The organism is Nocardia sp. NPDC057663, from assembly GCF_042799895.1.
Classification (GTDB): domain Bacteria; phylum Actinomycetota; class Actinomycetes; order Mycobacteriales; family Mycobacteriaceae; genus Nocardia.
Window position 1 is genome coordinate 1 of the sequence record NZ_JBHVHX010000021.1, and the last position, 16,937, is coordinate 16,937.

The 16,937-nt window shown below is 68.8% G+C and carries 16 protein-coding genes; 10 read left to right on the forward strand and 6 right to left on the reverse strand.

Annotated elements, in window-relative coordinates:
- Nucleotides 1–244: 244 nt before the first annotated feature.
- Nucleotides 245–733 (forward strand): hypothetical protein, encoded by a 489-nt coding sequence (locus ACFVAV_RS29615; RefSeq protein ID WP_379038869.1) that lies wholly within the window; start codon nt 245–247, stop codon nt 731–733.
- 3 nt (nt 734–736) lie between these two features.
- Here ACFVAV_RS29615 and pabB read toward each other — a convergent pair whose 3' ends face one another.
- Complete coding sequence (gene pabB, locus ACFVAV_RS29620) at nt 737–2,785, reverse strand: aminodeoxychorismate synthase component I (protein ID WP_379038870.1); 2,049 nt, start codon at nt 2,783–2,785, stop codon at nt 737–739.
- A 49-nt stretch (nt 2,786–2,834) separates the two neighbouring features.
- Here pabB and ACFVAV_RS29625 point away from each other — a divergent pair, with 49 nt between their 5' ends.
- From ACFVAV_RS29625 to ACFVAV_RS29635, 3 genes are all read left to right on the forward strand, one after another.
- On the forward strand, nt 2,835–3,899 hold the full coding sequence (locus ACFVAV_RS29625) for a phosphotransferase family protein (protein WP_379038871.1): 1,065 nt from the start codon (nt 2,835–2,837) through the stop codon (nt 3,897–3,899).
- Between the two features lie 70 nt (nt 3,900–3,969).
- Nucleotides 3,970–4,494 (forward strand): DinB family protein, encoded by a 525-nt coding sequence (locus tag ACFVAV_RS29630; protein WP_379038872.1) that lies wholly within the window; start codon nt 3,970–3,972, stop codon nt 4,492–4,494.
- Nucleotides 4,495–4,600: 106 nt separating this feature from the next.
- Nucleotides 4,601–5,731 carry an NDMA-dependent alcohol dehydrogenase gene (locus ACFVAV_RS29635; RefSeq protein ID WP_379038873.1) on the forward strand — a complete coding sequence of 377 codons (1,131 nt, stop codon included), beginning with the start codon at nt 4,601–4,603 and terminating at the stop codon, nt 5,729–5,731.
- A 1-nt stretch (nt 5,732) separates the two neighbouring features.
- Here the strand turns inward: ACFVAV_RS29635 and ACFVAV_RS29640 are convergent, their stop codons facing one another.
- Together ACFVAV_RS29640 and aztA are read right to left on the reverse strand one after the other, a co-directional pair.
- Nucleotides 5,733–6,089, reverse strand: coding sequence for an iron chaperone (locus tag ACFVAV_RS29640; protein WP_379038874.1), 357 nt, complete (start codon nt 6,087–6,089; stop codon nt 5,733–5,735).
- 49 nt (nt 6,090–6,138) lie between these two features.
- Nucleotides 6,139–6,816 (reverse strand): zinc ABC transporter ATP-binding protein AztA, encoded by a 678-nt coding sequence (aztA, locus tag ACFVAV_RS29645; RefSeq protein WP_379038875.1) that lies wholly within the window; start codon nt 6,814–6,816, stop codon nt 6,139–6,141.
- On the opposite strand from aztA, the gene aztB reads away from it, so the two are divergent.
- The 3 genes from aztB (at nt 6,778) to aztD (ending at nt 11,459) form a co-directional block, all read left to right on the forward strand.
- Nucleotides 6,778–9,006, forward strand: coding sequence for a zinc ABC transporter permease AztB (gene aztB / locus ACFVAV_RS29650; protein ID WP_379038876.1), 2,229 nt, complete (start codon nt 6,778–6,780; stop codon nt 9,004–9,006). The two genes, aztA and aztB, sit on opposite strands and share 39 nt — an antisense overlap.
- Nucleotides 9,007–9,374: 368 nt before the next feature.
- Nucleotides 9,375–10,265 (forward strand): zinc ABC transporter substrate-binding protein AztC, encoded by an 891-nt coding sequence (aztC, locus tag ACFVAV_RS29655; RefSeq protein ID WP_379038877.1) that lies wholly within the window; start codon nt 9,375–9,377, stop codon nt 10,263–10,265.
- A gap of 27 nt (nt 10,266–10,292) precedes the next feature.
- Nucleotides 10,293–11,459: a zinc metallochaperone AztD gene (gene aztD / locus ACFVAV_RS29660; RefSeq protein WP_379038878.1), complete on the forward strand. Its 1,167-nt coding sequence runs from the start codon at nt 10,293–10,295 to the stop codon at nt 11,457–11,459.
- Nucleotides 11,460–11,514: 55 nt separating this feature from the next.
- Here aztD and ACFVAV_RS29665 read toward each other — a convergent pair whose 3' ends face one another.
- The gene (locus tag ACFVAV_RS29665; RefSeq protein WP_379038879.1) at nt 11,515–12,711 is read right to left on the reverse strand and encodes a serine hydrolase domain-containing protein; all 1,197 of its coding nucleotides are present in this window, start codon (nt 12,709–12,711) and stop codon (nt 11,515–11,517) included.
- 38 nt (nt 12,712–12,749) lie between these two features.
- Between ACFVAV_RS29665 and ACFVAV_RS29670 the strand changes: the two genes are divergently transcribed.
- A complete protein-coding gene (locus ACFVAV_RS29670; protein WP_379038880.1) occupies nt 12,750–13,565 on the forward strand; it encodes a serine hydrolase domain-containing protein in 816 nt (271 codons plus the stop codon).
- 102 nt (nt 13,566–13,667) lie between these two features.
- A complete protein-coding gene (locus ACFVAV_RS29675) occupies nt 13,668–14,204 on the forward strand; it encodes a DUF3145 domain-containing protein (protein ID WP_379038881.1) in 537 nt (178 codons plus the stop codon).
- Nucleotides 14,205–14,238: 34 nt separating this feature from the next.
- Here the strand turns inward: ACFVAV_RS29675 and ACFVAV_RS29680 are convergent, their stop codons facing one another.
- A complete protein-coding gene (locus ACFVAV_RS29680; protein WP_379038882.1) occupies nt 14,239–14,892 on the reverse strand; it encodes a GNAT family N-acetyltransferase in 654 nt (217 codons plus the stop codon).
- A gap of 127 nt (nt 14,893–15,019) precedes the next feature.
- Nucleotides 15,020–15,835 (reverse strand): NAD(P)H-binding protein, encoded by an 816-nt coding sequence (locus tag ACFVAV_RS29685; protein ID WP_379038883.1) that lies wholly within the window; start codon nt 15,833–15,835, stop codon nt 15,020–15,022.
- Nucleotides 15,836–16,382: 547 nt separating this feature from the next.
- On the opposite strand from ACFVAV_RS29685, the gene ACFVAV_RS29690 reads away from it, so the two are divergent.
- Nucleotides 16,383–16,811 (forward strand): hypothetical protein, encoded by a 429-nt coding sequence (locus tag ACFVAV_RS29690; RefSeq protein ID WP_379038884.1) that lies wholly within the window; start codon nt 16,383–16,385, stop codon nt 16,809–16,811.
- Nucleotides 16,812–16,937: the final 126 nt, after the last annotated feature.

Below are 16,937 nucleotides of genomic sequence, written 5' to 3' on the forward strand. Positions count from 1 at the left end.
CGTCGCCTACGCAACGGCCTCTCATCGGCGGGACGGCCGCGAACCGCCGCTGCGCGGCGGCCCCTCCTAGAGGTCGGGGCGTGCGGGCTGAGTTGGTTCGTTCGGTGCGGGATGACCGCCGCTGTGGGGCGGCCTCTTCTCGGGTCGAGGGTGCGGGGTTGGGTTGGTTCGTTCGGTGAGACACACGGAGTGGTGTGCGGGGCGCATCCCTGCGTCTCTCGCATCTGTGCGGCACAGTGGAGTCATGACGAACCCGAAGAAGCGGGGACGCGCTGCGGAGCCCGTGCCGGAGCCGCAGGGGCGCAAGGTGCCGGGGGCTGACCTGCTGTCGGCGGCGCAGGCGGCGGTCGGTGCGGCGCAGACCGCGGCGGGGCAGGCTATCGACGCCGCTCAGCAGACCGCGGGGTATGCCTTCGATGCCGCCGTGCGGCTGCCACCGGCTTCGGCGCAGCTGGCCGCGCAGTTGCCGGATCTGGTGGAGAACCTGTCGATCGCGGTGGACCGGCTCAACAGCACCATCGATCGGCTCGACCGCACGCTGGCGCTGGCCGACCCGGTCTTCGCGACCTATGACCGGCTGCTGCCCCGGCTCGAGGCGATGATCTCGCTGGGCGAGGACCTCTTCGGCGCGCTGGCGAAACTGCCCGGTGTGGGTCTGCTCGGCCGGATCACCGGACGCGCGGGGGAGGAACCGCCGCCGGAACCCGGCAAGGGAAAGCGGTCGCGCCGCTAGCGCTCAGCTCAGCGACCGGAACGTCGCGGCCGCCTTGAGCACCATCTCCGCGTACTCGTCCTCGGCATCGGAATCGAGGACGATCGCGCCGCCCGCGCCGATCCGCCACTCGTCGTCGTAGCGGACCGCCGTCCGGATGACGATATTGAGGTCGGCGGTGCCGCCGAGGCCGAGGAAGCCGATCGTGCCCGAATAGATCCCGCGCGCTTGGGTTTCCAGCTCGTCGAGGATCTCCATGGTGCGCAGCTTCGGTGCGCCGGTCATCGAGCCGCCGGGGAAGCAGGCCCGCAGGCAGTCGATCACGCCGGCGTCGGCGCGCAGCGTCCCGCGCACCGTCGACACCAGTTGGTGCAGGGTGGAATAGGTTTCGGTGGCCATCAACTCCGGCACGTGTACCGAGCCGACCTCGCAGACCCGGCCCAGATCGTTGCGCAGCAGGTCGACGATCATCAGGTTCTCGGCGCGGGTCTTCGGGTCGTCGGCCAGCGACAGGCGCAGATGCTCGTCCTCGGCGACGGTCCGGCCGCGCGGCGCTGTGCCCTTGATCGGCTTGCTCTCCACCACCCGGTCCCGGTCGATCTTGAGGAACCGCTCCGGCGACGAGCAGGCCACATCGAGCCCGGCGAACCGCAGGTACGCGGCGTAGGGCGCCGGATTGCAGCGGCGCAGCCGTCGATACAGCGCGAGCCCGTCGTCGGGGGCAGCGGCGACCGCGGCCGCATCGGTCAGGCAGATCTCGTAGGACTCGCCCGCGTGCAGCCGCTCCTGGCAGACCGCGATGTCGGCCAGATAGCGGTCGCGGCCGCGGATCAGATGCGCCTGGACGGCATCCGGATCGGCGGGGACATGCAGATCGGCCGGATTGGCCCAGGTGGGCAGATCGGCCAGCGCCGCATCGGTCTCGGTGAGCCAGCGATCCGCCTGCTCGATGTCGTCCTCGGCCAGTGCGAGCAGGTGCGTGCGGCCCGCTTCGTGATCGACGACGATCAACCGGTCGGCGAAAATCCATCCGGCGTCCGGGGTGGGGGAGCGGTGCGCCGCGCTCGCGCCACAGTCGGCCTTCACCTCGTAGCCGAGAAAGCCCACATAACCGCCGGCGAAATCGAAAGGCAGGGGTGGGGTTTCGCAGTGCCTGCGCCGGAGTTCGCGGTCGAGGTAGTCCAGGACGGTGCCGGGCACGGACCTGCTGCCCTCGGCGTCCGTCACCGTGACGGCCCCCTCGCCGACCCGATAGCCGACGATTTCGGCGTGCGGCCCGCTCGCGTCACCGAGGAAGGAGAACCGGTCGAGCCCGGGTTCGACGTGTTCGCTGTCGAGCCAGAACGCGGTCGGTGAACTGTCGTAGCGGCGCAGGAAGATCGCCTCGGTGTCGATGGCACGCTCGATCACACTGTGCCGCAACATGAATCGACGTTCGGGTGCGGGCTGCGGCGACATGTCGCGCGGTCCGCGCACGAGGATCGGCGCGCCGTTGTGCGCGCGCGCCTTGGTGAGATCGGCGAAATTGCGCAGCAGTGCCGCACCGAATTCGCTCGACACCGATTCGGGATGGAACTGCACACCCCACTGCGGCCGCGCGCGATGACGCACACCCATGACCACGCCGTCGCTCGTCGACGCGGTCACCTCGAGCGCCGCGGGCAGCGGTTCCACCGCGGCCAGCGAGTGATACCGCACGACGGTGAAGTCCTGCGGCAGACCGGCGAACAGGTCGCGGTCGTCGTGCGCGACCCGGTCGAGGTAGCCGTGCCTGGCCTCGGGGGCTCGCCCCACCGTGCCGCCCGCGCCGATCACGATGCCCTGGTGGCCCAGGCACACACCGAGCAGCGGCAGCGTGGACTCCGCGATCACCGCCGTCGACACACCCATGTCGCGCGCGCGATCAGGGCGACCAGGCCCCGGCGAGATCACCACATTGTCGAAGCGGTCGAGCTCGAGGTCGGCGTACTCGTCGTTGCGCACGACGATCGGCTCGTTCCCGTTGACCTCACTGATCAGCTGATAGAGGTTGTAGGTGAACGAGTCGTAGTTGTCGATCAACAGCGTGCGCATCGTGGCAGAAATCCTACGTCGGTCCCACCGGGGACCCGCCTCGGGCACAATGATCGCCATGTCTGTTTCGCAACCGGTCGATGTCGACCCGACGATCGCGGATTTCGCGGCGATCGGGCGCTGGATGGACGAACGTGGGCTGCCTGGCGGCGCGTTCGGTGCGGTGACCCCGATCGGCGGTGGCACGCAGAACATCATGCTGCGCTTCACCCGTGGCGATCGCGAATACGTGTTGCGACGCGGACCCAAGCACCTGCGCGCCAAGAGCAACGAGGTGATCCGGCGCGAATCGCGGCTGCTCGTCGCCCTCGACGACACCGAGGTGCGTTCGCCCCGGGTCATCGCCGCCTGCGACGACGACGCGGTGATCGGCGCGGTGTTCTATCTGATGGAGCCGATCCACGGCTTCAACCCGCAGACCGAACTGCCCGCCCTGCACGCGGGCGACCCGGAGATCCGGCGGCAGATGGGCCTGTCCGCCGTCGAGGCCATCGCCCGGCTCGGCGCGCTCGACTACCAGGCGCTCGGCCTGGCCGACTACGGCAAGCCGGAGGGTTTCCTGGAACGCCAGGTGCCGCGCTGGCTACGCGAACTCGACTCCTACACCGCCAACGAGGGCTACCCCGGCCCGCAGATTCCCGGTGTCGATCAGGTCGGCGACTGGCTCGAGCGCAACCGGCCCACCACCTGGACGCCGGGCATCATGCACGGTGACTGTCACCTGGCGAACATGATGTTCGACTACGACAGCCCGCAGGTGGCGGCGATGGTCGACTGGGAGATGTCCACCATCGGCGACCCGCTGCTCGACCTCGGCTGGCAGCTCGCGACCCGCCCGGTGCCCGGCACGGTCGGCGCCGGCCTGATGGGCACCCTCGGCACCGTCGGCGGCCTGCCGACGCCGGCGGAGATGATCGAGCACTACGGCAAGTTCTCCGACCGCGACCTGAGCGCCGTCACCTGGTACGAGGTGCTGGCCTGCTTCAAGCTCGGCATCGTCCTCGAGGGCACCTACGCGCGCGCGTTCGCGGGCAAGGCGCCCAAGCCGGTGGGCGACTTCCTGCACGCGGTGACCATGGAACTGTTCGAGAAGGCGCGTCAGCTGATCGCCTGATGCCCGGATCTCGCCGGTGATTGGCGGAATATCGATGGATCGCAAGATCCAGACATCCTAGGCTGACGGCATGATCGTTCCCGACACCAAGAACTGGACCTGGGTCCTCGAACGCGCCTGCCCCGACTGCGGATACGACGCCGAGCGCACTGCCTACGCGGCGGTCCCGGAGCGCACTCTCGACAGCGCGGCCCGGATCGGCGCCGCGCTGGAGCGCGCCGATGTCCGGGTCCGTCCCGACGCCACGACCTGGTCGGTGCTCGAGTACGGCGCCCACGTGCGCGACGTGTGCCGGATCTTCGACACCCGCCTGGCCCTGATGCTGGCGGGCGACGGCGTCGAGCCGCCGCGGTTCGAGAACTGGGATCAGGACGCGACCGCCGTCGCCGACCGCTACGGCGAGCAGGACCCCGCGTTGGTCGCGACCGAGCTCGCGGTGGCCGCCGAGAAGATCGCCTCGGCCTTCGCCGCCGTGCCCGCCGATCGGCTCGAGCTGCGGGGTGCGCGCAGCGACGGATCGCTGTTCACGGTGACCTCGCTGGCCCGCTACTTCCTGCACGACCTCGTCCATCACGTCCCTGACGTGCGCGGATAGATAATTCTCGGCAATATTTCTAGAACGTGTTTCAGAATCGGCCGATTCTTCGTTAGGGTGAGTGCAATCACAACGAGGCACAAGCTTGGCGAGAGGTCGACCGGACATGAAGACGAAGGGCGCGATCCTGTGGGGCACCGATCAGCAGTGGTCGGTGGAGGAGATCGAGGTCGGCGACCCCGTCGCCGGTGAAGTGCAGATCCGGATGGAAACGGCGGGCATGTGCCACTCCGACCATCACATCGTCACCGGCGCGACGCCGATGCCGGGCTACCCCGTGATGGGTGGGCACGAGGGCGCGGGTGTCATCACCAAGCTCGGCCCGAACTGCCCCAGCGACCTGGCCGTGGGCGACCACGTCATCCTGTCGTTCATCCCGGCCTGTGGCCGCTGTCCCGCGTGCGTCGCGGGCAACATGGCGCTGTGCGATCTGGGTGCGGGTCTGCTGATGGGCCAGGCGATCTCGGACGGCACCTACCGCATCCAGGCGCGCGGCGAGAACGTCATCCCGATGTGCCTGCTCGGCACCTTCGCTCCGTACATGACTGTGCACCACACCTCGGTAGTGAAGATCGACCCGACCATCCCGTTCGAGGTGGCGTGCCTCGTCGGCTGTGGCGTGCCGACCGGTTTCGGCTCCTCGACCCATGTCGCCCAGGTGCAGCCGGGCGAGACCGTGGTGATCGCGGGCATCGGCGGCGTCGGCATGAGCGCGCTGCAGGGCGCCGTGCTCTCCGGTGCGTCGAAAGTCATTGCGATCGACCCGAATCCGTGGAAGCGGGAGCAGGCGCAGAAGTTCGGCGCCACCCACACCTACGAGAGCATGGCCGCGGCGATCATGCCGATGATCGACGCCACCGAGGGCCGGATGGCCGAGAAGGTCATCCTCACCATGGGCGAGATGCACGGCGACTACGTCGAAGAGGGCCTGATTCTCACCGCCAAGGCGGGCACGCTGGTCGTCACCTCGATGGGCCGCATGGACGCGAGCGATGTGAAGATGAACAGCTTCCTGCTGTCCATGCTCCAGAAGACGGTCAAGGGCTGCATCTTCGGCGGCGGCAACGCCCGTCAGGACGCGCCGCGCCTGCTGTCGCTCTACAAGTCGGGTCAGCTCAACCTCGACGACATGGTCACCCGCAGCTACTCGCTCGAGGAGATCAACCAGGGCTACCAGGACATGCTGGACGGCAAGAACATTCGCGGCATCATCCGCTTCACCGAAGCCGACTGGTAAGTCACCGCCGGCGTTCCCGCTCGGCGAGCTGGACGGCGACCTGCGCGATCAGGTCGTACGGAATCGGTTCCCCGAGTGGGAATTTCAGGGTGCCACGGCCCGCCTTGTAGGGCTCGATGGCACGTTCGAAGGCCTCGTCCCCGTCCGGGACGGGGTACACGCTCACATGTGCCTTCCAGCCGGCGAAGGACATGAATGCCCGGCCGTCGAGGGTGACGGCCGGGATGGCGTAGCTGATCTTCTCGCCCGCCTCCGGCAGTACCCGGTGAACCGTCTCCCGGATCTGCTGCAGCACGGCGCGCTCCGCCTCCGGTTGGCCTGCCAGATAGTCGTCGACCGAGGTCGGTGTCGCGGCCATGCTTTCCTCCTGCTGCGCCGACGTGCGGGTGGAGCGGGCGCTGTCGATTCTACGACCGGACCACCACCTCGCCCGGCTGCCCCGCGGCGATCAGACGACCCTCCCCGAGTAGCAGGCAGTGCTCGGCCTTGTCGGCCTCGGCCAGGTCGTGGGTGGCCTGCACAACGGTGACCCCCGCGGCGCTGACCTCGGCCACTGCGTCGGAGATCGCGGCCTGCGAGGCCGCATCCAGGCCCGTCGCCGGTTCGTCCAGCAGCAGCAGATCGGACTGTTGCGCCAGCGCTTGGGCGAGCAGTGTGCGCTGGCGTTGTCCACCCGAGAGGGTGTCCAGGCGCCGTGACGCCAGTGCGGTGAGGTCCATCCGTTCCAGGCAGGCGCGTGCGATGGCGCGGTCCTCGCGGGTGAGGCGCCGCCACGGTCCGCGATGCGCCCAGCGCCCCATCGCCACCGTCTCGCCGACGGTGAGCGGCAATGTCGGCGGAATCGCGGTGTGCTGCATCACGAATGCGGGCCGTTGCGTGGTGCTTCGATGCACCGTGCCCGACTGTGTGGGCACGGTTCCGGCGAGCACGCCGAGCAGGGTCGATTTCCCCGAACCGTTGGGCCCCACGATCGCGGTGATCTGTCCGCGCGGAATCGTCGCCGATATCTCGGACAGCACCGGCGTCGCGCCGTAGCCCGCCGTCAGATGCTCGATCTTGATCGCTGCGCCATCTGTGTGCTGCATCTCACCTCAATTGAAACGATAATCATTTTCAGTATATCGTTCCGCGCTATGGATTGGCTGTTGACCCCGTTCGAGGTGGCATTCGTGCAACGTGCGCTGTGGGGTGGACTGCTCGTGTCGTGTGTCTGTGCGCTGGCGGGGACCTGGGTTGTGGTGCGCGGCATGGCTTTTCTCGGTGACGCGATGTCGCACGGGATGCTGCCCGGTGTCGCGGTGGCGGCCCTGCTCGGTGGGAACCTGATCCTCGGGGCCGCGATCAGCTGTGCCGCCATGGCCTTCGGGGTCTCGATGCTGGGGCGCAGCAAGCGGTTCGCGCCGGACACCGCGATCGGGCTGCTGTTCGTGGGGATGCTCGCCGCCGGGGTGATCATCGTGTCGCGATCGCAGTCGTTCGCCGTCGATCTGACCGGGTTCCTGTTCGGTGACGTGCTGGCGGTGCGATCCCGCGATCTGCTCTATCTCGGTGTGGCGCTGGTGATCGCGCTGGTCGTCGCAGTGCTGGGGCATCGCGCGTTCGTGGCCTCGACCTTCGATCCGCGCAAGGCGCACACCCTCGGATTGCCTCCGAAGGTCGCGCAGGTGGCGTTGATCGGGCTGGTGACGCTGGCGATCGTGGCGTCGTTCCATGTCGTCGGGACCTTGTTGGTGTTCGGGCTGCTCATCGCGCCACCCGCCGCGGCCATGTACTGGTCGGATCGGATTCCGGTGGTGATGGTGGTGGCGGCGCTGATCGGCGGGCTGTCCACGGCGGTGGGGCTGCTCATTTCGTGGCATGCGGAGACCGCGGCGGGCGCGACCATCGCGGCCGTGGCCGTCGGCTCGTTCTTCCTGTCGGCGATCGTCGCCGCGGTGCGGGACCGCTTCGGTGCGCGCCGGGTGGGTGCCGCTTCGGTGGCCGCGCTCGCGGCGCTGCCGCTGGTCGGCTGTGGGTCGGGGGAACCGGCGGTGGTGGAGGAGACACCGCACGGGTTCGTCGCCGGTGCCGAGGAGATGGCGGAGGCGCAGAGCCGGTTGATCGTGGCCGATGCGCGCACGGGGGAGATGCGGGTCGTCGATCTCTTGACCGAGAAGGTGACGTCGATCGATGCGGGAACTGTGAAAGCCGGCTCCTCGCAACCAGCTTCAGCAGAGGGCGAGTCGGCTCTGGGCGCGATTCGGCTCGTTGGCGACGGCCGGTTCGGGTTCGCGAGTTCGGGTGGGCGTCTCTCGATCGTGGACAGCGGCGCATGGACTGTCGACCACGGCGACCACCGGCACTATTACAGCGCGCCGATCCGCGCGGTCGGATCGGGCGATATCTCGGTGGCGGGACTGTCCGGCGCGGGGAGGTCGAGTGCAGGGCAGGTGCCGAGCACAGCGCCGGGTGGTGCGGCAGGGCCGAGTGCGGCAGCGCCGAGTGGTGCGGCAGGGCCGAGTGGCGCGGTGGTATCGGCGCACAGCGATCCCGTTGTCGTAGCGGTTGTTTCGGATACCGGCGAGACCATGGTGTTCGATCGTTCGGCGCTGGGCGAAGGGGTGGCTGCGGAGCCGCGGCGGATCGACGGCATCGCGGTGCCCTACGCCGAGCGGCTGATCGTCGCCCACGACGCGGGACGCGTGGAGGTGCGCGGACGCGACGGCGCGGCGGGGGAGGTACAGCCCGCGACGTGCCCGGATCCGCAGGGACAGGCGGTGACCCGGCGCGGCGTCGTCTTCGGATGCGCCGACGGCGCGATCGTCGTGACACAGCGCGACGGCCTGTTCGCCACCGAGAAGATCCCGTACCCGGCACCGCCTGCCGACCGCGCGACCGCCTTCACACATCGTCCCGGCAGCACCACGCTGACCGCGCTCGCGGGCCGAAACGGGGTGTGGACCCTCGACATCAGGAAGAAGACCTGGACGCTGACACCGATCGCCGACGTGGTGGCGGTGAACACCGCGGGCGAAGGATCGTCGCTGCTGGTCCTCACCCGTGACGGTGTCCTGCACGGAATCGATCCGGTCACCGGCGCGGAGACAGCGCATCTCGCCTTGATCCCCGGCCCGGTCGACGATCATGCCGCGATCCACGTAGACCCGGATCGCGCCTACGTCAACAACATTCGTGCGCGCACCATCCACGAGATCGCCTACAACGACCACCTCCGGGTGGCGCGTACGTTCCCGCTGGACATCGCGCCTTCGCTGATGGTGGAGACGGGGCTGTGAACGCGATGAAAATCACCTCGGCGGTCGCACCGTTGCGGGCCGTCGAGAGCCTCCGCCTTGCGCGTCCGACCGGACCCAGGGCCGCGACGACGGCGCTCACCGATGGGCCGTCGAGCGAGCATCCTTGCGAAACCCGGTCGGGGCGAGGTGGATCCGAAATGCCGGGAACGGCGTCGTGTCGACGACTGTCGCCCGGTGCTGGGTGGCGGCCGGGTGTCCTCGCCTATCCCGGTTTTCGAGCGTGGCTGCCCGGTTCGGCGGCATCCGATGAACTAAGGCGGTTGCGGATGATGTTGTCCGCGTTCGTCTCCAGCCGTCGTGCACATCGGCGGAGGCCGTTGTCCGCCGCCATGGTCTCGGCTGTCGTCATGACTGTGCTGATGCCGTTGGTCGCCGCCTGTTCGAGCGGCACCGATCGATCCGGGATCGTCGTGACGACCACTATCCTCGGTGATCTCACCAGGGCGGTCGTCGGGGACACCGTGCCCGTGACCGTGCTCATGCAGGCCGGGGCCGATCCGCATTCGTTCGCGATCTCGGCGCGGCAGGCGGCCGATATCGAACGGGCGGCGCTGGTCGTGCACAACGGGCTCGGTCTCGAAGAGGGCGTGGCCCGACATGTGGAAGCGGCCGCTGCGGCGGGGGTGCCGACGCTGGCTGTGGCCGAACGGGTCGACCCGATCGCGTACACCTCCGACGAGTCGGCGGGGAAGCCGGACCCGCACTTCTGGACGGATCCGCAGCGGGTCCGCAAGGCGGTCGAGGCGATCAGCGCGGAAGTCCTCGCGCAGGTCGACGGTATCGACGCCGGGTCGGTCCGTGCGAACGCCGACCGCTACCTCGCCGAGATCGACCAACTGGACGGGTGGATGACCGACCGCTTCGCGGCGATACCGGCCGAACGCAGGCAACTGGTCACCGACCATCACGTCTTCGGTTATCTCGCACAGCGATTCGGCTTCCGGGTCATCGGGGCGGTGATCCCCAGCGGCACCACCCTGGCCTCACCCAGCGCATCCGATCTCGACGGGCTCGCCGCCGCGATCCGGGCAGCGGGCGTCGGCGCCATCTTCGCCGATTCCGCACAGCCCGACCGGCTCGCGCGCGTCCTGGCCGAGCACACCGGCTTGCAGGTGCAGGTGATCGCCCTGCACACCGAATCGCTCACCGCACCCGGCGGCGGCGCGGCCACCTATCTGGAGATGGCGCGCGCCAACACCGAGGCGATCGCCCGTGGATTGACCGGGCCGACAACGTAGTTCACGCAGGTAGAAATGGAGCAGCACATGCACAGTCGGTCACGGACCACCACGCTGGTGGCCCTATCCGGGGCCTTGGCCTCGGTGGTCGCGCTCAGCGGTTGTGGCACGGACGATGCCGCGCACGGGCACGAGCACACCCCGGGCACGGAGCCGATCGCCCTCACCTACGACGGCGGCATCTACGTCCTCGACGGCGCCACGCTGACCCAGCAGGGCGAGGTGCAGCTCGACGGGTTCAACCGGCTCAACCCGGCAGGCGACGACGACCACCTCATGGTGTCGACCAAGGACGGGTTCCGCGTCTTCGACGCCTACGCCAAGGAGTTCACCGGCACCGAATTCCCCGCGAGCAAGCCGGGGCACGTCGTGCGGCACGCGGGCAAGACCGTGCTGTTCGCTGACGGGTCCGGCGAGGTCACCATCTTCGATTCCGATCAGCTCGAGCACGGCACGCCGAAGACCGAGGTCTACCAGGCGGCCGCACCGCACCACGGCGTCGCCATCGAACTGAGCAACGAGCAGCTGGTGCTCACCCTCGGCACCGCGGACAAGCGGGTCGGCGCCGTCGCGCTCGACGGAAACCGCAAGGAGCTCAGCCGGAACGAGGACTGCCCCGGCGTGCACGGCGAAGCGACCGCCCAGAACGAGGCGGTGGTGATCGGCTGCCAGACCGGCGCCGTCGTCTACCGCGACGGGAAGTTCACCAAGGTCGCCAGCCCTGACCCCTACGGCCGGATCGGCAACATGTCCGGCAGCGAGGACTCGCCGATCGTGCTCGGCGACTACAAGGTCGACAAGGACGCCGAACTCGAACGCCCGCAGCGGATCTCGCTGGTGAACACCACCGACGGCACCCTGCGCCTGGTCGACATCGGCACCAGCTACACCTTCCGCTCGCTGGGTCGCGGCCCGGCCGGTGAGGCGCTGGTGCTCGGCACCGACGGCACGATCCATGTGATCGATCCCGTCACCGGCACGGTCACCCGGACCATTCCGGTGATCGGCAGCTGGCAGGAACCGCTCGACTGGCAGGACGCGCGGCCTGCGCTGTTCGTGCGCGGCGGGATCGCCTACGTGTCGGACCCGACGACCAAGCAGGTGCACCGGGTGGACCTGGCCGACGGAAAGGTCACGGCGACAGCCACCTTGGCGTCGGCGCCGAACGAGATCAGCGGCGTCGCCGGACACTGATCCGGCACCACCACAGCGCGCATCGGCGCACATCGGCCGGTGCGCGCTGCGGCCGTCAGCCGACGCAGCGCAGGACGGCTTCGCGCAGGTTGCGGCTGCGGACGTCGTCGAGGATCGCCATGCCGAGACGGTTCATGCTGTAGCCGAAGCCGAGACCCGTCGTGGGATCGGCGAAGCCGAAGGATCCGCCCAGTCCTGTTGTGCCGTAGGCGCGTTTGTCCGAGCCGAAGCGGAAACTGCCGCGCGACTTACGGAATCCGAGGTGGTAGCGACTCTTGGTGTGCAGCACCAGGTCGTCGGCGGGTACGTCGTCGGCGGTGTCGGCGGAGGCCAGCAGATCGAGCACGTCGTCGCTGATCGGCAGCGCACCGGTGCGACCGGCCGCCGCGCCGTAGACGCGGGCCAGCGCGCGCGCATTGCCCACGCCGTTCATACCGGGCCATTCGATTTCCAGGAACTCCCTGCGGGCGGCGCGGGCAGGCGCACCGGGGCGAGGATTGGTCAGCGCCGCAAAGGAAAGCCCCCGCTTGGCGTAGACCTCGGCGCCGATCCGCACCGGGATGTCGGCGAGCTCGTAGCGCAGGATATCCAGGCCCTTCGTCGCCGACAGCTGGGCGATCCGCTCCATCGGCTCGGACTCGGGGAGCCCGATGAACAGGTCGGCATCGACCGGGGCCGCGATCTCCTCGGCGAAGAACCGGCCGAGGCTGCGGCCCGCCGGGTCGACCCGGCGCAGCAGCTCACTCTGATAGAGCCCGAGGGTGAGCGCGTGATAGCCGTGCCGTGTGCCGGGCTTCCATGCCGGCTTCTGCGCGGCCAGCAGCGCGCCGAGGGCGTCACGGTCGGTCAGCTCGCGCAGTTTCACGATCCGGTCCAGCCCGGACAGCCCCGCCTGATGATCGATCAGCTGGCGGACGGTGATCTGGTCTTTGCCGTGCGCGGCGAACTCCGGCCAGTACTTCGCCACCGGCTGCTCGTAGTCGAGCAGCCCACGCGAGACGGCCGTGGCGATCGTGAACGCCGCCATGCCCTTCGACGAGGAGAACACCGGCACGATGGTGTCGCGCTCCCACGGCACCTCGCGCCGACGATCGCGATGCCCTGCCCACAGGTCGACCACGGGCTCCTCACCTGCGTAGACGGCGACGGCGGCGCCGATCTCGCCGTGATCGGTGAAGTTGCGGCGGAGGGCGTCGGCGACGGGGCCGAAACCGGCCGCCACGTCGCCGTGGATCGATGGTGCGGGACTCATGGTGACTCGATCGTAGCGGCGTCTCGTACGCTGCCGATATGCGTTCGTTCGAGCAGATACAGCACTGGCCGGTCGCCCACGCCGCCGCCGCGGTCGTCACCGCCGGCGGTGTGTCGACCACCGGCGACACCGCGCGGGTCTTCCGGCTCGCCTCGGTCACCAAACCGCTGGTCGCCTACGCCACGCTGGTCGCGATCGAGGAAGGGGCCGTCGAGCTGGACCAGCCCGCCGGTCCGCCCGGGTCGACCGTCCGTCATCTGCTCGCGCACACCTCCGGTGTCGCCTTCGCCACCCCCGACGTCATCGCCGCGCCCGGCGCCCGCCGCATCTATTCCAGCGCCGGCTTCGAACTGCTCGCCGACTTCCTCACCACCAGCACCGGCATCGCGTTTCCGCAGTATCTGCACGAGGCGGTCTTCGAACCGCTCGGAATGCGCAGCGCGGTCCTCGACGGCCCCGCCGGGCACGCGGCCGAAGCCTCGGTGGACGACCTCGTCCGGTTCGCCGCCGAGTTGCTGACACCCGAATTGATATCTCAGCAAACCCTCGACGACGCGACCTCGGTGCAATTCCCTGGCCGCGATGGCATCCTGCCCGGATTCGGTTCCCAGCGACCCAACGACTGGGGATTGGGTTTCGAAATCCGCGACGGGAAATCCCCGCATTGGACGGGTTCCGCCAATTCCGGACGGACCTACGGGCACTTCGGGCAGTCCGGCACGTTCCTCTGGGTCGACCCCGAAATAGGGGTGGCGACGATCGCGCTGACCGACGAGAATTTCGGCGACTGGGCTCGAACAGCGTGGCCGAAATTAAGCGATTCCGTGATCTCAGAGACACACAACACGCTGTGAAGTAACACCCGCAACACCGAACACTTCAGTACACTCGGGCCACGCCAGTCCGCGATGGGTCGTTGGGGAAGACGCTCCTTGTCGAGGCTGGAGGTGTTGGTAGTGCGCGCATCGAGTCAGTTCGCTGATGCGACGGCGGGTGTGGTCTACATCCACTCATCGCCCGCCGCGTTGTGCCCGCACGTCGAATGGGCGCTGTCCACCGCGCTCTCGTCCCCCGCGAAATTGCGCTGGACCGCGCAACCGGCCGACGGACAACTGCGCGCCAGCAGTGATTGGATCGGTCCCGTCGGCACCGCTTCGCGGATTGCCCAATCATTGCGCGCCTGGCCGGTGCTGCGCTTCGAGGTCACCGAGGATCCCAGCGAAGGCGTCGACGGCGAACGCTACAGCTTCGTCCCCGCGCTCGGTCTCTGGCACGGATCCACCGGCGCCAACGGTGATGTGATGCTGGGCGAGATGCGATTACGTGCCTTACTGCAAGCCGCCAGGGAACTCGGCGGTCACGGAGCGTTCGACCTGTCCGCGGAGATCGACCGGGCGCTGGGGACGCCATGGGACGAGGATCTCGAGACCTACCGGCAGGGAATCGATTGCGTCGGAGCCGAAGTCACCTGGCTGCGACGCGACGTGGGCTGACCGGCCACCGATGTCGCTGCGTCCATCGCGTCGCTCACCGGCTTGGTGACTGTTCCGGTCGGCCACTGACGAAGCCCCTCGTGATCCCGTCCGGTCCGGTGTGGCCGGGCGGGATCACGGATTCCTTGACCCAGCACATTCCGTGGCCCGAATCGCCCGGCGTCTTCCGCGGCCGCGGGGCGATGCGCTCGAGCCGGTAGCCGAGCCGGCGGGGCACCGCGGCGCTGCGGATATTGGCGACATCGCAATGGATTTCGATGCGGGTGATGCCGGGGAGGGTCAGCGCGATCGTGGTCAGCGCGCCGGCCGCTCGGGTGATCACACCGCGGCCGACATGATCGACGTGACACCAGTAGCCGACCTCCAAGGTCGCCGGACCGACTCGATCATGGAGCCCGACCACGCCGACCAGACTTCCGTCGCGGCCGAAGATGCCGAAGTTGAAGCCGCCGTCCGGTGTCGGCCACTGCGTCGTCACCGTCTCGTGCGCCGCGCGCATCTCGTCGAAGTCCGGTGGTTCCGCCGCCCAGTCCATCCAGTGATGCAGCTGCTCGAACGAGGCGCTGACCGCCGCGAACTTGGCCGCCAGATCCTCGGGCTGCCACCGGCGAAGCACGAGGTCGCCGACCAGCACCCGATCGGGTGGTGTGATCCCCGGTCTCAGCGCCGGCGGCTGTTCGGTGTCCACCCTTCGATCGTGGTCGACCGACTTGTGTCCGCGCAACGAGATTTCGCCACACCGCGCGTGGCGAGATCGCGATCTGCGCCGGCCCATACCGAACTGATGGTGTTCGAGCTGACGGGGTCGGGGATGGTCAGTCTGCGAGGAAGCGGCCGGCGTTGTCGGCTGCCCAGCGGGCGAAGGTGGTCGCCGGGCGGCCGGTGATGTCCTGGACGCTGGTGACGGGCAGAGTGGCGGGATCGGGGGTGTAGTCGGTCAAGACGTTGTCGACGTACCAGGTCGTGTTGTCGCCCATGGTGGGGGTGAGGGCGGCGATGGTGTCCTCGCGGGAGGACTGGCGGAAGGTGATGTCGCGGCCGAGGGCGGTGGCGAGGTGGCGGACCAGGTCGGTGCGGGTGAGGATCTCTGGACCGGCCAGCGGGTAGGCGCGGCCGTGGTGGGCGTCGGACAGCAGGGCGGTCGCGGCGACGGCGGCGATGTCGTCCATGGCGATGGGGGCCGTCGCGGCGTCGGGGTGAGGCTCGCGGATGACGCCGGTCTCGCGGATCTGGTGCGACCAGGTCAGGGTGTTCTCCATGAAGTCGGCAGGCCAGAGATGCGTCCAGGCCAAGCCGCTGTCCTCGACCGCTGTGCAGACGGTGCCCCACCAGCTCTCGGGTTCGCCGGACAGGTCGACCACATGCCGTACGCCTGCCGCGCGGGCCAAGGCCAGCACCTCTTCGACATTGTCCGGTGTCGGCGCCAGGTAGACCCGCTCCACGCCGTCGAACGCCGCGGGCAGGCTCTCCGGCCGACGCAGATAGCCTTCGACCACCTCCACCCCGGCCGGGAGCGCCGCCCGTCGCGGGTTGGTGGTCAGTGCGCGCACATCGGTGCTGCCTGCGGCGAGCAGATGGTCGACAACCTTGCGGCCGATGTTCGCGGTGGCCCCGGTTACCAGGATGGTCATGTGTGTTCCCTCCGGTACGGCTCGATGAACTACCCATTCTGCCAACGGAATTCGCTATGGTGCCAGTCCGGATCCGCGGCGGGCGAGCCGCAGTTCAGAGCGATATCGGTGGCGATGGTTACCTGTGGGCTACCCTGGCCGGACGTGCGATCCGACCGATACGGCCTCGTCCGGGTCGAGAGCAAGACACCCGCCTGAGCACATCTTTCGGCGTCCTCGGTCCGCGTGTTCGGCTCCGAGCACAACCTCACCTGAAAACCGGAAAATCTGGTGATGTTTTTCCGTTATCACCGCAGGTGGGTTCCCCTCGGTCGTTAACGATGCGAAAATGTTCGCGGATCGAGATCCGGTCCAGCAGAGTATGTTCCGCCGATAACGGCGGGCAGACTGGAGGGGCAAGATGACATTCTCGTCTCGAACGAGTTCCAGCGCACGGCGATTCGGCGCGATCGCCATTCTCGCGGCAGGGGCACTCGGCCTCACGGCCACCACCGCACACGCCGGACCAGCGGCAGCCGTTCCGATTGTCCAGGGAGTCGAAGGGGGAGTGGCGTTTACGGCGAGCCCGCTCGCCGACGGCTCCGGGCTCACCGCATCCGTCGCGGACGGCACCTTCCGCCTCGCCGGTGGCGTGGTGACCCTCGCGGATCGGGCGGGCCGGGTGGTCGCCACCGTGCCGACCCATATCGTCACCGGCGCGGGCAATTTCGACCTCGCCGCAGGCATCGCCGCCGACGGCCAGTCGGTCACCCTGCGTCCCGTCGCCGCACCGGCTGTCGTCACCGACAACATGGCCGCCTTCGTCGACGAAGCCAGTGACACCCTCGCCCGCAAGCAGCACAACGCGGGTATCGGGGCCCTGATCGGCGCGGGCATCGGCGCGGTCCTCGGCTTCTTCCTCGGCGGAGTCGGCGCCCTGATCACCATCCCGATCGGTGCGGGCATCGGCGCCCTCATCGGCTACTCGACGCCGTAGTGAATCGGTGTGGTGGGGGGCCGGGGGGGGGGGCCCCCCCCCCCCCGCCCCGGGCCCCAAACCCAGGGGGTTGAACCGGGACGCGCCCCCGGGGGGGGGGGGAGAGGGGGGGGGGGGCGGAAGGGT

What these genes read in the sequence shown, in the direction of transcription:
- ACFVAV_RS29615 (WP_379038869.1), top strand. Translation starts at nt 245, where the DNA reads ATGACGAACCCGAAGAAGCGGGGACGCGCTGCGGAGCCCGTGCCGGAG.
- pabB (WP_379038870.1), bottom strand. Translation starts at nt 2,785, where the DNA reads ATGCGCACGCTGTTGATCGACAACTACGACTCGTTCACCTACAACCTC.
- ACFVAV_RS29625 (WP_379038871.1), top strand. Translation starts at nt 2,835, where the DNA reads ATGATCGCCATGTCTGTTTCGCAACCGGTCGATGTCGACCCGACGATC.
- ACFVAV_RS29630 (WP_379038872.1), top strand. Translation starts at nt 3,970, where the DNA reads ATGATCGTTCCCGACACCAAGAACTGGACCTGGGTCCTCGAACGCGCC.
- ACFVAV_RS29635 (WP_379038873.1), top strand. Translation starts at nt 4,601, where the DNA reads ATGAAGACGAAGGGCGCGATCCTGTGGGGCACCGATCAGCAGTGGTCG.
- ACFVAV_RS29640 (WP_379038874.1), bottom strand. Translation starts at nt 6,089, where the DNA reads ATGGCCGCGACACCGACCTCGGTCGACGACTATCTGGCAGGCCAACCG.
- aztB (WP_379038876.1), top strand. Translation starts at nt 6,778, where the DNA reads ATGCTCGATCTTGATCGCTGCGCCATCTGTGTGCTGCATCTCACCTCA.
- aztA (WP_379038875.1), bottom strand. Translation starts at nt 6,816, where the DNA reads ATGCAGCACACAGATGGCGCAGCGATCAAGATCGAGCATCTGACGGCG.
- aztC (WP_379038877.1), top strand. Translation starts at nt 9,375, where the DNA reads ATGACTGTGCTGATGCCGTTGGTCGCCGCCTGTTCGAGCGGCACCGAT.
- aztD (WP_379038878.1), top strand. Translation starts at nt 10,293, where the DNA reads ATGCACAGTCGGTCACGGACCACCACGCTGGTGGCCCTATCCGGGGCC.
- ACFVAV_RS29665 (WP_379038879.1), bottom strand. Translation starts at nt 12,711, where the DNA reads ATGAGTCCCGCACCATCGATCCACGGCGACGTGGCGGCCGGTTTCGGC.
- ACFVAV_RS29670 (WP_379038880.1), top strand. Translation starts at nt 12,750, where the DNA reads ATGCGTTCGTTCGAGCAGATACAGCACTGGCCGGTCGCCCACGCCGCC.
- ACFVAV_RS29685 (WP_379038883.1), bottom strand. Translation starts at nt 15,835, where the DNA reads ATGACCATCCTGGTAACCGGGGCCACCGCGAACATCGGCCGCAAGGTT.